Source organism: Novacetimonas maltaceti (assembly GCF_002906255.1).
Taxonomy (GTDB): domain Bacteria; phylum Pseudomonadota; class Alphaproteobacteria; order Acetobacterales; family Acetobacteraceae; genus Novacetimonas; species Novacetimonas maltaceti.
The window spans coordinates 15,446-29,491 of sequence record NZ_POTC01000016.1 but is presented as its reverse complement, the minus strand read 5'-3'; the positions used below and the strand labels follow the sequence as shown (position 1 = coordinate 29,491).

The window sequence follows — 14,046 nt, the reverse complement described above, 5'->3', positions numbered from 1 at the left end:
CCCGGCCATCATCATTGATGCACATCATTGTCAGATGGTATCCATGACGAAATTGCATTGGCTCCCGGACTGTTTTTCTGGAAACGTGCGACTGCACGCAATCGTAAGCAGGCAAATAGTTTGCATGCTCATGATTTTTTCCAACCCGGCTGGCAGGATGCAATGGCCGATACCGAGCGCCTTGAACGAGAACGGTCCTTCAGACGCAGGCTGGCGCGCCTTGGCACGGCATGGCGGCGGCAGGTGGACCATGACCTGCGCGATTACGGCCTGACCGAAGCCACCTGGCGCCCCGTCCTGTACCTGGGCCTCCTGCTGCCGCCGGTGCGCCAGACCGACCTTGCCCGCGCGCTGGAGATCGAGGCCCCGTCCGTCGCCCGCCTGCTCGACGTGCTTGAACGCCGCGGCCTCGTCTTCCGCTCCCGCGATCAGGAGGACCGCCGCTCCAAGCTGGTGCGCCTGACGACGGAAGGCGAGCGCATCGAACGCCAGGTGCGTGACGCGGTGGACGCCGTCTCGCACCGGCTGCTGTCGGGGATTTCGGATTCCGAACTGACGGCGTGCTATTCCGTATTCGACCGGATCGAAGCCAACCTGTGCGGCCGCATGGCGACGGAGGCCTCCGTCCGTTCATGAGGCTGATCCCACCCCACGGCGCGCTGTCACAGCCCCTGCTCAGGCTGGGAACATTCGTTTTCCCCGACTGGAAAACGGTGCGCCCCACGATCGCCTACAGCATCCGCACGCTGCTTGCGGTGGGGCTTGCGCTGTTCCTTGCCTTCGACCTGCAACTCCAGACACCGATGTCCTCCGTCACGACGGTGCTGATCGTCGCCAACCCGGTCGTCGGCGCGATGGTGTCCAAGAGTGTGTGGCGCATTTTCGGCACGATCATCGGCGCCACATCCGCCATCACGCTGATGGCGCTGTTCCCGCAATCGCCCGTGCTGTATTTCATGGGGCTGTCGTTCATCATCGGGCTGGCATGCTGCGTGTCCACCCTGCTGCGGTTCTACAAGGCCTATGCCGCGGTGCTGACGGGCTACACCATCATCCTGATCTCCGTCTCCGCCTTCAGCGAACCCGACCATATCTTCATGGCCGCGATGTCGCGCCTGTCTGCGGTGACGGTGGGAATCCTGAGCACGGCGTTCGTCTTCCTGCTGACGAACATCAGCCACCCGGAAAAGGTCATACGCCAGATCGACCAGGTGCTGCGCAACATCACCTCGCACTTTGCGCAGCCGACCGATGCGTCATGGAACGACGCGACCACCATGCCCGATGACGCGGGACAGCCACTGTCCTTCCGCGCCATGTCCATCACGTCATACGACCAGCGCGCGCGCCTGCTGTCGCAGGCCAATGCGCTGGTGGAGGCGATCGAATACGCCGCCGCCGACAATTACAGCGTCAGCCTGCGCGCGCGCGGGCTGCGCGGGGGGGTGGCGCGCCTGCTCGGGCTGCTGAGCGCGCATCACCCCATCTGGCAGGATGAGCCGCCGCTGACATCGCAGGCACGCACGGCGCGTCACATCCGCCAGGACATCATGCGTTATTTCGCGACCCTCCCGCCAGAGGACCTGCACCTGGAGGCACGCGACAACATGCGCCCCATCCGCCGGCGCATCCGCGCGGCGATGGCCGAACTCGACGAGCTTGGCGAACAGACGCAGGACCTGCCGACCATCGCTTTCATCGACAATGAACGCGACGTCCTGGCGCAGCTGTGCGCGGCGCTTGATGATTTCATGGGGCCGCAGGAACATGTCCGTCCCATCGGGCTGAAACTGTATTTCGACTGGCCCGCCGCCCTGCGCAACGGCACGCGCGGCGCGTGCGTGACACTGCTGGGCTGCCTGTTCTGGTATGTCTGCCGCTGGACGCACGGGGCGAACATGCTGACCTACCTGATCCCGGCATCATGCCTGCTGGCGACAAGCCCGCTGGCGTCGCGCGCCAGCGTGATGTTCGCAAGCGGTACGCTGGCGGCCATTCCCGCCGCCTTCATCTGCCAGACCTTCCTGCTGCCGCGCATCGACGGCTATCCGCTGCTGTGGCTGTCGCTGTCGGTGTGCCTGCTGCCGGGGATCTGGATCCAGTTCCATCCGCGCCACGCGATGCGCGGATTCGGCTATGCGGTGTTCTTCAACGCCATGGTGCAGATCCGCAATCCCATCACCTACAGCGACCTGTCGCTGATGAATACGTGGCTGGCCTTCGCGCTTGGCGTGGTGTCCATCGCGCTGGTGTTCCGGGTCATCCTGCCGGCCGATCACCGCCTCGACTCGGGGCGGCTTGTGGCGTCGATCGCGCGCGCGACCGAACATCTGGCGCGCCAGCCACTGGGCCAGCATGTCGAATGGCCGGTGTGGGAAAACCTGCAGATGCAGAAAATACTGCGCATCATCCAGCGTTTCTCCCTCGTTTCCCCGCCGGGACGGGTTTACGAACTGACGGATGCGGCGTTCATGGCGGTTTCGCTGGGGCGCGTGCTGGTGCGGCTGCGCACGCTCGTCACCTCCCCCGCGATCCATGAGGACGACCGCGTGCGCGTGATGGAGGCGCTGGGCGCGTTCCGTTACCTGCGTTCCGACCCGGCCCAGACGGTCCAGACCCTGCGCGCGACCGCACTTACGCTGATGTCGCACCTTGACCGCCGCGGGCTTCCCGCCCATACGCCCACACGCCGCATTGCCGCCTGCCTGGAGCAGGCCTCCCTGCTGATCGGGGCAATCCCCGGTTTCTTCCATCGCCATGGTCCGCTACAGATGGCGGCGGACATGCCCGGCGCCGACAACCGCCTGACCCTGCCCGTATCGTCCACGACTGGCCCGTTCGGAATGAGAACCGCCTGATGCTGACCGAATTCAACCTCTTCGGTGTCTTCATGGCACCGATTGTCGTCTATGCCATCGCGGCACTGCCTGTGACCATGCTGCTGCGCTCCCTCCTGTGGTGGAGCGGTATCATGAAATGGTTCTGGCATCTCGCCCTGTTCGAGGTCGCGCTCTACACTTGCGTCCTCTGCCTGATGATCCTGTACATCTGACTGTCGCCGAAAAGGTTCGAGAATCCACCATGCCTCTCTTGCGCACCCTGATCCGTGTGGTACTGACCCTGGCGGTCGTGGCGATGGCCATCGTCATGGGCGTCACCTTATGGGACACCTACATGATTGCCCCGTGGACACGTGACGGACGTGTGCGCGTCTATGTGGTCGATGTCGCCCCCGAAGTTTCCGGCACGGTGGTCCAGCTACCGGTGGTGGACAACCAGTACGTCCACAAGGGCGATCCCCTGTTCGTGCTTGACCCGGTCCGCTTCCACCTGGCCATCCGCGAGGCGCAGGCCCGCCTTGACGGTGCGCTCGAGGACCTGAAGCTCAAGCAGAACGATGCCCGCCGCCGCATGGGACTGGGCGGTATCGTCTCGGCGGAAGAGCAGGAAGTCTTCAACTCCAACGTGGCGACGCAGATCGCGGCCGTTGACGCGGCGCGCGCGGCCCTCGACCTGGCAAAGCTGAACCTGCAGCGCTCCATCCTGTATTCGCCGGTCAACGGCAACATCACCAACCTGAACCTGCGGGTGGGTGATTACGTCACGGCGGGGCATGCGCGCCTTGCGGTGATCGACGCCGACTCCTACTGGGTCAACGGGTATTTCGAGGAAACGAAGATGTGGGGCGTGCATGTCGGTGACGAGGCGCGCGTCAAGCTGATGGGATACAAGGACATCCTGCCCGGCCATGTCGTCAGTATCGCACGCGGTATCAATGACCAGAACGGCAAGCCCGACGGCCTTGGCCTGCAGGACGTCAGCCCGATCTTCACCTGGGTGCGTCTGGCGCAGCGCATTCCGGTGCGCATCCATCTGGATCATGTTCCCGACAGCATCACCCTTGCCGCGGGCATGACGGCGACCATCAGCGTCGGCCCACAGTCCCGCACGCAACGCGGCCATCTGACGACGTGGTTGCAAGACCACCTGTAAGGCGCCAGGCACAACAATGAATATTACCACGATCACCCGCAAGACCGGCCTGTTCCTGAGCGCTGCCCTGCTGCTGGCCGGTTGCACGGTCGGGCCGCGTTACCAGCCCGACCGCATGAAGCTGCCCGCCCGCTTCACCGAGGACGACCATCCCGCGACCAAGGAAGAGATCGAGGAAACCGACAAGGAACTGAAACAGTGGTGGCACCTGTTCAAGGATCCTGAACTCGACAAGCTGATCGACAAGGCGATCGCGGGCAATTACGACCTGCAGGCCGCCGGGCAGCACATCCTTGCGGAACGCGCGATCCGCGACGTGCAGGCGTCGCAGTGGTATCCGCAGCTTGACGCCGATGCGGGCGGCGGTAACGTCCGGTATTCGATCAACATCGAAAACTGGCCGATCCGCCCGGGCAACCCGGCCAACCACCCGGATGCGAACTACCTGACCTATGGCATGGCCGGCAGCTGGCAGCTTGACGTCTTCGGCCGCATCCGCCGCAGCGTGGAGGCGCAGAAATACGCCGTCGAGGCCACGATCGAGGAACGCCGCGCCCTGATGGTCATGATCCTGTCGGAAGTGGCCAGCGATTACATGATGCTGCGTGATCAGCAGTTGCGGCTGGAAATCGCGAACAACAACATCCATGTGGCGCAGGATGCCTATGACCTGACCAACCGCCTGTACCTCGAAGGCGTTGGCAACACCATGCAGATCGCGCAGGCCAAGGCGGAACTGGATTCCCAGACCGCCGCGCGTGAACCGCTCAAGACCCATATCTCCCAGATCACGCATGCGCTTGACGTGCTGATGGGGCAGATGCCCGGCACTTCCGAAATCGAGCTGAAGGTGCCCAAGCCCCTGCCCAAGGTGCCGGAATTCCCCGCCACCCTGCCGTCGATCGTCATTGCCAACCGCCCCGACATCCGCACAGCCGAACGCCAGTATGCCGAGGCCACGGCGCGCATCGGCATGGCGGTGTCGCAGCTTTACCCCAATTTCAGCATCCCCATCAGCTTCAACCCGAATGCCTCGGTCATGTCGCAGATGACGGAAGCCGCCACCATGAGCTGGCAGTTCCTGATGATGGCGTCGCTGCCGCTGATGCACGGCGGCAAGATGACGTCGCAGGTGCGCGCGACGCAGGCCGCCGCCGAAGCCAGCCGCCTGAACTACCGCCAGACCGTCCTCAAGGGCTTCAAGGAAGTCGAGGACGCGATGGCCGCGTGGCATGATGATGAGGAACATACCGAACTGCTGGCCAAGGCCGCCGAGGACAGCAGCCTGGCGAGCGAGCGCGCCCGCAAGCTCTACAGCGCCGGCCTGGTCGGGTTCCTTGAAGTCCTGACCACGGAACGCACCACCCTGAACGCGCAGAATGCCGAAGCCATGGCGCGGCTGGAGCGGCTGCAGGATGCGATCGATCTGTACACCGCCATCGGTGCGGGCTGGCAGGGTGTGGCGCTGACCAACACCACGCTGCCGATCTCGCTGGAGAAGCAGAACTTCCTCGCGCATCTGTTCCAGCAGTAATACGCACGACGACATATACGTAACGAACTGGTCGAAGTACCCGTTCCCGGTTATGCGAAAAACAACTGGGGGCGGGTATTTTTTGCCTACCCCCCCCAAAAAAAACAGAAATATTTTCAGAAGTTTTTGGTGAAGCTTTTTTCAAAAAGCTTCAAAGACGCCGCCTTTTTAAAAAAAGGCGGCACCCAAAAACTTCTGAACGATTTCCTTTCCGTTTCCCACGCAGCCTTTCCACAAAAAAATACCGGCAACAGGCCATGCCCATTGCCGGTATTCCGGTCACCAGACCCGGATCGGATGATCCGGGCCAGATCGCTGGTGCCTTACGACCAGCGCCAGTTGCGCACTTCCGGCAGGTCCTGCCCGTACTGCGCGACGTAACGCTTGTGCTCGTTCAGCTTGTCATTGATCAGCTGGTTGGCATAGGCCGCCTTGACCGCCAGTGCCGGCACGCGACGGATCACATTCTGCACCAGATGGAAGCGGTCCAGGTTATTGCGCACCGTCATGTCGAACGGCGTCGTGGTCGACCCTTCCTCGCGATAGCCATGGACATGGAAGTTACGGCAGTTGGTCCGCTTGTAGATCAGCTTGTGGATCAACGCGGGATAGCCGTGGAAGGCGAAGATCACCGGCTTGTCCACCGTGAACAGGCTGTCGAACGACGCATCATCCAGCCCGTCGGGATGTTCCTGCGGGGTCTGCAGCGTCAGCAGGTTCACGACGTTGATGACGCGCACCTTCAGGTCCGGCAGGTGTTCGTTGAGGATCTGCGTCGCGGCCAGCGCCTCGATGGTGGGCACGTCACCGGCACAGGCGATCACGACATCGGGCTCGCCACCCTTGTCGTTGCTTGCCCATTCCCAGATGCCGATACCCTGCGCGCAATGCTCGATGGCGGAGTTCATGTCCAGCCACTGCGGCTCCGGCTGCTTGCCCGCCACGATGACGTTCACGCGGTCGCGGCTTTCAAGGCAGGTCTTCGCCGTGCACAGCAGCGTGTTCGCATCGGGCGGCAGGTACACGCGGACGGTCTTGGCCTTCTTGTTCAGGACATGGTCAATGAAGCCGGGGTCCTGATGGCTGAACCCGTTATGGTCCTGCCGCCAGACATGCGATGTCAGCAGGTAGTTGAGCGAGGCGATCGGGGCACGCCACGGCACCTCATCGGCCTGCTTGATCCACTTGGCATGCTGGTTGACCATCGAGTCGACGATGTGGATGAACGCCTCGTAGCACGACATGAAGCCATGGCGGCCCGTCAGCAGGTAGCCTTCCAGCCAGCCCTGACAGGTATGCTCGCTGAGGATTTCCATCACATGGCCATCGACGGACAGATGGTCATCGTAATCGAACGTCTCGGCGTTCCATGCGCGGTTGGTGACGTCGAGCACGGCATTGAGGCGGTTGGAATTGTTTTCATCCGGCGCCAGCACGCGGAAGTTACGCGACGACAGGTTTTCCTTCATCACGTCACGCAGCCACGTGCCCAGCACGCGCGTGCCCTCACCCAGCGCATGGCCCGGCGATTCCACCGTCACGGCATAGGGTTCGACATCCGGCAGGCGCAGGTCCCGGCGCAGCAGGCCGCCATTGGCATGGGGATTGGCGCTCATGCGGCGGTTGCCCTTGGGCGCCAGTGCCGCGACCTCGGGCACCAAGGTGCCGTTTTCGTCAAACAGCTCTTCAGGCTTGTAGCTGTGCAGCCATTCGTCGAGCAGCTTGAGGTGCGCGGGATTGCCCATGTCGGTAAAGGGCACCTGATGGGCGCGCCAGTAGCCTTCGACCCGCAGGCCATCCACCGTCTTGGGGCAGGTCCAGCCCTTGGGCGTGCGCATGATGATCATGGGCCATGCGGGCCGTTCGGTCTTGCCCTCGGTGCGGGCGGCCTTCTGGATGGCGTCGATGCGGGCGAACGCGGTGTTCATCGCACTTGCCATGGCCTGGTGCACCACGTCGGGCACGTCGCCTTCCACCACGATCGGGTCGTAGCCATAGCCCTTGAACAGGGAGACCAGTTCCTCGGGCGAGATACGCGCCAGAACGGTGGGGTTCGCGATCTTGTAGCCGTTGAGGTGCAGGATCGGCAGGACCGCGCCATCGGTCTTGGGGTCAAGGAACTTGTTGCTGTGCCACGATGTCGCCAGCGGCCCGGTCTCGGCCTCGCCATCGCCGACGACGCACGCGGCGATCAGGTCGGGATTGTCGAACACCGCGCCATAGGCATGCGACAGGGAATAGCCAAGCTCGCCGCCTTCGTTGATCGAACCCGGCGTCGTCGGCGCCGCGTGGCTCGGGATCCCGCCGGGGAAGGAGAACTGCTTGACCAGCCGCGCCAGCCCGTCCGCGTCCTGCGACACTTCGGGGAAATACTCGCTGTAGGTGCCTTCAAGGTAGGTGTTGGCGATGACGCCCGGCGCCCCGTGTCCCGGCCCCGCGACGAACAGGATGCTGCGGTCCTGTTCGCGGATGATGCGGTTGAGGTGCACATACAGGAAATTCAGCCCCGGCGTCGTGCCCCAGTGCCCCAGCAGGCGCGGCTTGGTGTCCTCAAGCTTCAGCGGCTCACGCAGGAGCGGGTTGGCCAGCAGGTAGATCTGCGCAATCGACAGGTAGTTGGCGGCATGCCACCACTTGTTCATTAACGCCAGTTCCTGCGCCGATAACGGCGTGGCGGATGCTGTCTCACTCATCTGCGTCCCTTTCGAAACAAATTGTCCGTGTCCGTTACGCCAGACACATCATCACATGGCGGCGGATCGTCGTTTCCTCATCCGTGGGAATGACCCGCACCTCGACCGTGCTGTCGGATGTGCTGATGATTTCGCTGTTCGCGGTATTCGCGGCTTCGTCCAGCCGCACCCCGAGCCATTGCAGCCGCGCACAGATCGCGGCCCGCACGATGGCGTCATTTTCGCCAATGCCAGCCGTGAACACCAGCCCATCCAGCCCCTGCAGCGACGCGGCCATCATCCCCGCCTCCTGCACGAAGCGGTAGACGAACAGGTCCAGCGCCGCGCTGACGGCGGGATCGTGGGCGGCGCGGGCATGCAGGTCGCGCATGTCGTTCGACACGCCCGACATGCCCAGCAGGCCGGAATGGTGATACAGCACCGTCTCGACCTCGGCCGCGCCCAGCCCCTCTTCCTTGAGCATGTACAGGATCACGCCCGGATCAAGGTGACCGCAGCGCGTGCCCATCATCAGCCCGTCGAGCACCGAAAACCCCATCGTCGTGTCGATGCTGTGCCCCTCGCGCAGGGCGCACAGGCTGGCCCCGCTGCCGACATGCGCCACGATGCAGCGCCCCGCCGCAAGGCGCGGCGCGCGTTCGCGCAGGCAGTTGGCAATATATTCGTATGACAGCCCATGGAACCCGTACCGCCGCACGCCCTTCTCCGCATAGGAACGCGGCAGGGCCTGCGCCTGCGCAACGGCGGGCATGGTGTGGTGGAAGGCGGTATCGAAACACGCGACCTGCGGCAGGTCCGGCCGCTGCGCCATCAGCGCGCGCGCGGGCGCGAGGCTGCCGGGCTGATGCAGCGGGGCGAACGGCGTCAGCGCCGAAAGGGCGGCCAGCACGTCGGGCGTGATGCGCACCGGGCGGATGAAGTCCGGCCCGCCATGCACGACACGGTGCCCCACCCCCATCAGTTCGACCCCGCCAAGATGCTCCCCCACCCACTCCATCAGGGTGGCCATGGGTCCATGGTGGGCATCAGGGCCGCCCGCATGGGCGTCCCAGCTTTCATCAATCAGGACCTTGCCACTGGCATCCTTGGCGCGGAAATGCGGGTGGGTGCCGATGCCCTCCACCTCGCCAGAGGCGATGCGGTGGCTGGGACTGGCTGGGGTGTCGGTCGGGTCGATGCGGAACAGGGCGAATTTCAGGCTGGACGACCCTGCATTCAATGCCAGAACAGCCTTTGTCATGCCCGTCTTTCCTTTCCCGACAACCGGCGCCATCCTATCGACTATCGAACCCGCGACACATTGACGCGAATCAATTCCGCATCGCCGCGCCCTATCGCGAACGTGCGGCGCCTGCGCCGGATTGCTGTCATTTTTTGAAACATACCGCGAAAACAACGCGATATTCCACAAATGGCTGATACCCGGTGCCTGCATGGGAGGTCACATCTCGCCTATGCGTGATGACACGTCATCTTCAAGGGCGCTGCCCCCGAACCGCCAAAGGGCTTTGCCCCCTGGAAGCCGGCCAGTCAAGGAACACCTGAAAAGGTAGTCCCCATAACTGCCTGAAATAATAAAAGTTTTTGGTGAAGCTTTTTTCAAAAAGCTTCAAAAAGAACGCCACCTTCCCCAGACAAAGGCAGCCCCCATCAGTCCGGATCAAACCGCCGCCGCAGCATGGCACGCGCGGCCTTGCGGGCCATGCCGGCGTCCCGGCCCACCGCGATCAGGGCCGGTATCTGCCCCGGATGGGCCAGCACATTACGCAGGATCGCCCCAAGCGCGATCCCCCCGCCCGGCTGCAACGCCACCACGGCGGCAGGCGGCAGCGTGCGGTCCGCCGGGTCGCACACGATACGCAGGACCGCGAACGGCACCTTGCGTTCCGAACACAGCGTCGCCACCACGCCGCTTTCCATATCCAGACCTTCGCACCCGCTCTGCGCGAACAGTTCGGCCTTCTCCTTGCGGTCGGAGACGATCACGTCACTGTGCAGCAGGTCGCCGCGCCGCACCGTCCGCATCCCCTGACCAAGCCAGTCGGAAAGGGCCGGGTCGGTGGGGATGCGCGTCCCATCGACCACCACATGACGCGGCAGCAGGACGATCCCAGGATACAGCGCCGGGTCCAGTCCGGCCGCCAGCCCGAACGACAGCACCGCATCCACCCCGGATGTCAGCAGGATGGAGGTCGCCCTCCGCGCACCATCCAGCGTCGCGCCACTGATGCCAAAGCGCGCGGTGGGGAAAAACGGGCGGATCAGGGCGGCCTCGGCCTCCATCCCGACCACGATCCCAAGACGGGTAAAGGGGGCTGCCGCCGTGGCCTGCCTGCTGTTGTCCATGATCAGAATCCGTACCCTACGTCGCCACTGTTACTGTTTTGCAGGTTGCGATAGCGCGACAGCGCCATCAGCGGGAAGAACTGCCGGTAGCCGTGATACCGCAGGTAAAACACCTTGGGGAAACCCACGGCGTTGTACGGTTCTTCCGCCCATTCACCGTCCTTGCCCTGCGTGCGCGCCAGATACGCCACCCCGCGCGCCACTGCCTTATCATCCTTCAGGCCGGCCGCCATCATGCCCAGCACGGCCCATGCGGTCTGCGACGGCAGGCTCTGGCCGTATTCGCCATGGGGGCCGCCTTCGTAGGACTCGCAGCCCTCGCCCCAGCCGCCATCGGCGCGCTGCATGCGTCGCAGCCAGTCGGTGGCGCGGATGACCATCGGGTCGTCCTTGGGCACATGCGCCGCGTTCAGCGCGCACAGCACCGACCATGTGCCATAGATGTAGTTGGTGCCCCACCGGCCGAACCATGACCCGTCCGCCTCCTGCTCCCTGCGCAGGTATTCAAGGCCGCGTTCGATGCACGGGCGGTCTTCCCAGTTATCAAGCTGTGCGAGGAAGGAAATGCAGCGCGCCGTCACATCGGCGGTCGGCGGGTCGAGCAGCGCGCCATGATCGGCAAACGGAATGTGGTTGAGCACGTCGAGGTCATTATCGATGTCGAACGCGCCCCAGCCGCCATTGCTGCTCTGCATGCCGACGATCCAGTGCCGCGCGCGTTCCAGCGCCTCGGCACTGGCGGGATCGCCCTCGCGGTGCAGCAGCATGCCGACCACCGCCGTGTCATCCACGTCGGGGTAGTAGTCATTGCTGTACTGGAACGCCCAGCCCCCCGGCTTCACATCCGGGCAGTTCATCGCCCAGTCGCCCTTCACATCGAGGATCTGGCGACCACGCAGCCATTCGGCGGCCTTCGCCAGCTTCTTCTTCGTCTCCTCCGGCGCGATGCCATCGGGGCCTGCAGCGGATTCCATCATGGCATGCCCCGCAAGGCCGGTATCCCAGACGGGCGACACGCAGGGCTGGCAGTAGGTTTCCCTGCCCTGGTTGACCAGCAGGCGCTGCACCGCCTCCCACGCTGTTGCGGCACGCGGGTCGCTGTCGGGCACGCCGAGCGCGCGGAACATCATGACCGTATTGGCCATGGCGGGATAGATCGCGCCCAACCCGTCCACGCCGTTGAGGCGCTTTTCAATGAAATCCACGGCGGCGCGGATGGCGCGGCGGCGGGTTTTGCGCGGGAAAAACCGTTCCGCCGGATGCAGCACCCTGTCGAGGTACTGGAACACATATCCCCAGCGGGAACGGTACGGCCCACGGACCCAGTCGCGCACCTTCTCGGGCGGGGTGACGAACAGTTCGGGAATATGGATGCCGCGCGGGTTGAGCGCACGCGGCCGCACCGCGCCCAGCACCAGCAGCGGGGCGATGACCGTGCGCGACCAGTACGACATGTTCCACACCGAAAACAGCGCCTTGCGCGGCATCAGCATCAGTTCGACCGGCATGGCCGGCGCGGCATGCCACGGCACTTCGCCAAACAGGGCAAGCTGCAGGCGGGTGAAGACGTTGGTCCGTTCCGCGCCGCCATGACTCAGGATCGCCTCACGCGCGCGGACCATGTGCGGGGCGTTGAGGTCGTCACCGACAGCCTTGAGCGCGAAATACGCCTTCACCGATGCGGACAGGTCGAATGCGCCATTCTCATACAGGGGCCAGCCACCATGCGCGCCCTGGATGCGGCGCAGGTAGATGCCGATCCGCTTTTCCAGCGCCGGGTCGATCCGGTCGAGGAAATGTTCCAGCAGGACGTATTCCGCCGGGATGGTGGCGTCGGCCTCCAGATCGAAGACCCAGTGCCCATCCGCGTCCTGCCGCTGCCCCAGCGCGGCCTGCGCACGGGTGACGGCGGCATCGAGGTCCGCCGCAGGCAGGGGCGCATCCAGCTTCACCGCACGTGTCGCGGCGGTCCTGCGCGTCGTGGTGGTCTTGCGGGCCGGGGCCTTGCGGGTCGTCGTTTCGGGTTTCTGCGCCATTGTTCCATGTCTCCCCCATCCTGCGACAGGGGCCTGTTCCAGATTTCAAAAGTTTTTGGTGAAGCTTTTTTCAAAAAGCTTCAAAGACGCCGCCTTTTTAAAAAAAGCCGGCACCCAAAAACTTTTATCAGTTTATCAGGGGACCTTACCCGCCGTGACGCTGGCGGGTGGCCCGTGCGGCCGCAACGCCGGAGCGCAGCGCCCCCTCGATTGTGGCGGGCAGGCCGGTTTCCGTCCAGTCCCCGGCCAGCATCAGGTTGGGCAGCATCGTGCGCGTGCCCGGCCGCAGGCGGTCCTGCGCAGGGGTCGCGGCAAAGGTCGCGCGCTTTTCACGCACGATGCGCATGGGGGGCATGTCCACAGGCAGCGCAACGGTCAGCGCGGGGTCAAGGGCCGCGCGCACCTCATTCCAGATGGTGCGGGCCAGCGCGTCGGTGTCGCATGCGGCATAGCGGTTGGCGGCGCTGACGGTCACCGACAGGATGTGCCCCTTGATGAACACCCATTCGCTGATGCCGCCCACAAGGCCGATGAAACGCGCCTGCGCCAGCGCGCCGGTCGCCACGGGGGCATAAGGCAGGGCGAAATGCGCGTTGACGATGGCCTCGAACTCATCCGGGGCGCTGAAACCGGGCACGCGCCCGTCAAGCAGGGAGGACGCAACCGGCGCGGGCGTCGCCATGATGACGGCGTCCCCCGGCCCGACCTCGATATCCTTCCCCGTCGCACGCAGCATCGTGACGCGCCCGTCCGCCACCTCCACCGCGCTGATGCGCACGCCGGTGTGGACCTGCGCCTTCATGAGCGCGAGATGCGACAGCGCGGGATCGACGAAACTTTCGGACAGCCCTTCGCGCGGGAAGCGCGGCAGGCAGTGCCGTCCCCCCTGCGCCAGGCTTTCACGCACCACGGCGCCAAGCAGGGCCGCACTGCCGACATCAGGCATGGTGTTGAGGACGGAAATCGCGAACGGCTCCAGCAGGCGTGATGTCAGCGCGCCGGGCTGCAGGCATTCCGACACCACGACGTCGGGGTCCGCCTCCATCAGTCGCATCAGGCTGCGCAGTTCGCCCAGCCGCATGCCCGGCACGCGCCGACGGCGCGAAAACACCCACAGCGGGATCTTCCCGCGCGACAGGTCCAGCGTCCAGCGCGCCCTGTCCCCAAGGTCCATGAAGGGGAAGACCGGGCGCGCCGGCCCCGTCAGCGTGTCCTGCGAACCGATCAGGCCAAGGTAGCGGTTGACCGCCCGGTTGCCCGACAGCAGCAGGTGATTGCCATTGTCGATGCGACAGCCGAGATGCCTGTCCTCATACGACCGCGCCCGCCCGCCACAGGCCGGCCCGGCCTCGTACAGCGTGACACGTTCCCCCGCCCCGGCCAGTTCGACGGCCGCCGACAGGCCCGCAAGGCCACCGCCGACAATATGGATATGCCCGCTCAT

10 protein-coding genes are annotated in these 14,046 nt (G+C 64.5%); 5 read left to right on the top strand and 5 right to left on the bottom strand.

What is annotated here, in order from left to right; genetic code table 11:
• The first annotated feature begins 162 nt into the window (after positions 1–162).
• Genes KMAL_RS07670 through KMAL_RS07650 form a run of 5 tightly spaced genes read left to right on the top strand, consistent with a single transcriptional unit; the run spans position 163 to position 5,527 of the window.
• The gene (locus KMAL_RS07670; RefSeq protein ID WP_110095155.1) at positions 163–636 is read left to right on the top strand and encodes a MarR family winged helix-turn-helix transcriptional regulator; all 474 of its coding nucleotides are present in this window, start codon (positions 163–165) and stop codon (positions 634–636) included.
• Complete coding sequence (locus tag KMAL_RS07665; RefSeq protein ID WP_110095154.1) at positions 633–2,858, top strand: FUSC family protein; 2,226 nt, start codon at positions 633–635, stop codon at positions 2,856–2,858. The genes KMAL_RS07670 and KMAL_RS07665 overlap by 4 nt, the downstream gene beginning before the upstream one ends.
• A complete protein-coding gene (locus KMAL_RS07660; protein ID WP_003616576.1) occupies positions 2,858–3,052 on the top strand; it encodes a DUF1656 domain-containing protein in 195 nt (64 codons plus the stop codon). Before KMAL_RS07665 ends, KMAL_RS07660 begins: the two co-directional genes overlap by 1 nt.
• 29 nt (positions 3,053–3,081) lie before the next feature.
• Positions 3,082–3,993, top strand: a complete 912-nt coding sequence (locus KMAL_RS07655) for a biotin/lipoyl-binding protein (protein ID WP_110095153.1) — start codon at positions 3,082–3,084, stop codon at positions 3,991–3,993.
• A 16-nt stretch (positions 3,994–4,009) separates the two neighbouring features.
• A complete protein-coding gene (locus KMAL_RS07650; protein WP_110095152.1) occupies positions 4,010–5,527 on the top strand; it encodes an efflux transporter outer membrane subunit in 1,518 nt (505 codons plus the stop codon).
• Positions 5,528–5,850: 323 nt separating this feature from the next.
• Here the strand turns inward: KMAL_RS07650 and KMAL_RS07645 are convergent, their stop codons facing one another.
• From KMAL_RS07645 to hpnE, 5 genes are all read right to left on the bottom strand, one after another.
• Complete coding sequence (locus tag KMAL_RS07645; protein ID WP_110095151.1) at positions 5,851–8,220, bottom strand: phosphoketolase family protein; 2,370 nt, start codon at positions 8,218–8,220, stop codon at positions 5,851–5,853.
• 34 nt (positions 8,221–8,254) lie between these two features.
• Positions 8,255–9,460 (bottom strand): acetate/propionate family kinase, encoded by a 1,206-nt coding sequence (locus tag KMAL_RS07640; RefSeq protein WP_110095150.1) that lies wholly within the window; start codon positions 9,458–9,460, stop codon positions 8,255–8,257.
• 410 nt (positions 9,461–9,870) lie between these two features.
• Positions 9,871–10,566, bottom strand: a complete 696-nt coding sequence (locus KMAL_RS07635) for a phosphorylase family protein (RefSeq protein WP_110095149.1) — start codon at positions 10,564–10,566, stop codon at positions 9,871–9,873.
• Between the two features lie 2 nt (positions 10,567–10,568).
• Positions 10,569–12,602 carry a squalene--hopene cyclase gene (shc, locus tag KMAL_RS07630; protein WP_239020017.1) on the bottom strand — a complete coding sequence of 678 codons (2,034 nt, stop codon included), beginning with the start codon at positions 12,600–12,602 and terminating at the stop codon, positions 10,569–10,571.
• A gap of 145 nt (positions 12,603–12,747) precedes the next feature.
• Positions 12,748–14,046 (bottom strand): hydroxysqualene dehydroxylase HpnE, encoded by a 1,299-nt coding sequence (gene hpnE, locus KMAL_RS07625; protein ID WP_110095148.1) that lies wholly within the window; start codon positions 14,044–14,046, stop codon positions 12,748–12,750.

What these genes read in the sequence shown, in the direction of transcription:
- KMAL_RS07670 (WP_110095155.1), top strand. Translation starts at nt 163, where the DNA reads ATGGCCGATACCGAGCGCCTTGAACGAGAACGGTCCTTCAGACGCAGG.
- KMAL_RS07635 (WP_110095149.1), bottom strand. Translation starts at nt 10,566, where the DNA reads ATGGACAACAGCAGGCAGGCCACGGCGGCAGCCCCCTTTACCCGTCTT.
- KMAL_RS07645 (WP_110095151.1), bottom strand. Translation starts at nt 8,220, where the DNA reads ATGAGTGAGACAGCATCCGCCACGCCGTTATCGGCGCAGGAACTGGCG.
- hpnE (WP_110095148.1), bottom strand. Translation starts at nt 14,046, where the DNA reads ATGAGCGGGCATATCCATATTGTCGGCGGTGGCCTTGCGGGCCTGTCG.
- KMAL_RS07640 (WP_110095150.1), bottom strand. Translation starts at nt 9,460, where the DNA reads ATGACAAAGGCTGTTCTGGCATTGAATGCAGGGTCGTCCAGCCTGAAA.
- shc (WP_239020017.1), bottom strand. Translation starts at nt 12,602, where the DNA reads ATGGCGCAGAAACCCGAAACGACGACCCGCAAGGCCCCGGCCCGCAAG.
- KMAL_RS07655 (WP_110095153.1), top strand. Translation starts at nt 3,082, where the DNA reads ATGCCTCTCTTGCGCACCCTGATCCGTGTGGTACTGACCCTGGCGGTC.
- KMAL_RS07665 (WP_110095154.1), top strand. Translation starts at nt 633, where the DNA reads ATGAGGCTGATCCCACCCCACGGCGCGCTGTCACAGCCCCTGCTCAGG.
- KMAL_RS07660 (WP_003616576.1), top strand. Translation starts at nt 2,858, where the DNA reads ATGCTGACCGAATTCAACCTCTTCGGTGTCTTCATGGCACCGATTGTC.
- KMAL_RS07650 (WP_110095152.1), top strand. Translation starts at nt 4,010, where the DNA reads ATGAATATTACCACGATCACCCGCAAGACCGGCCTGTTCCTGAGCGCT.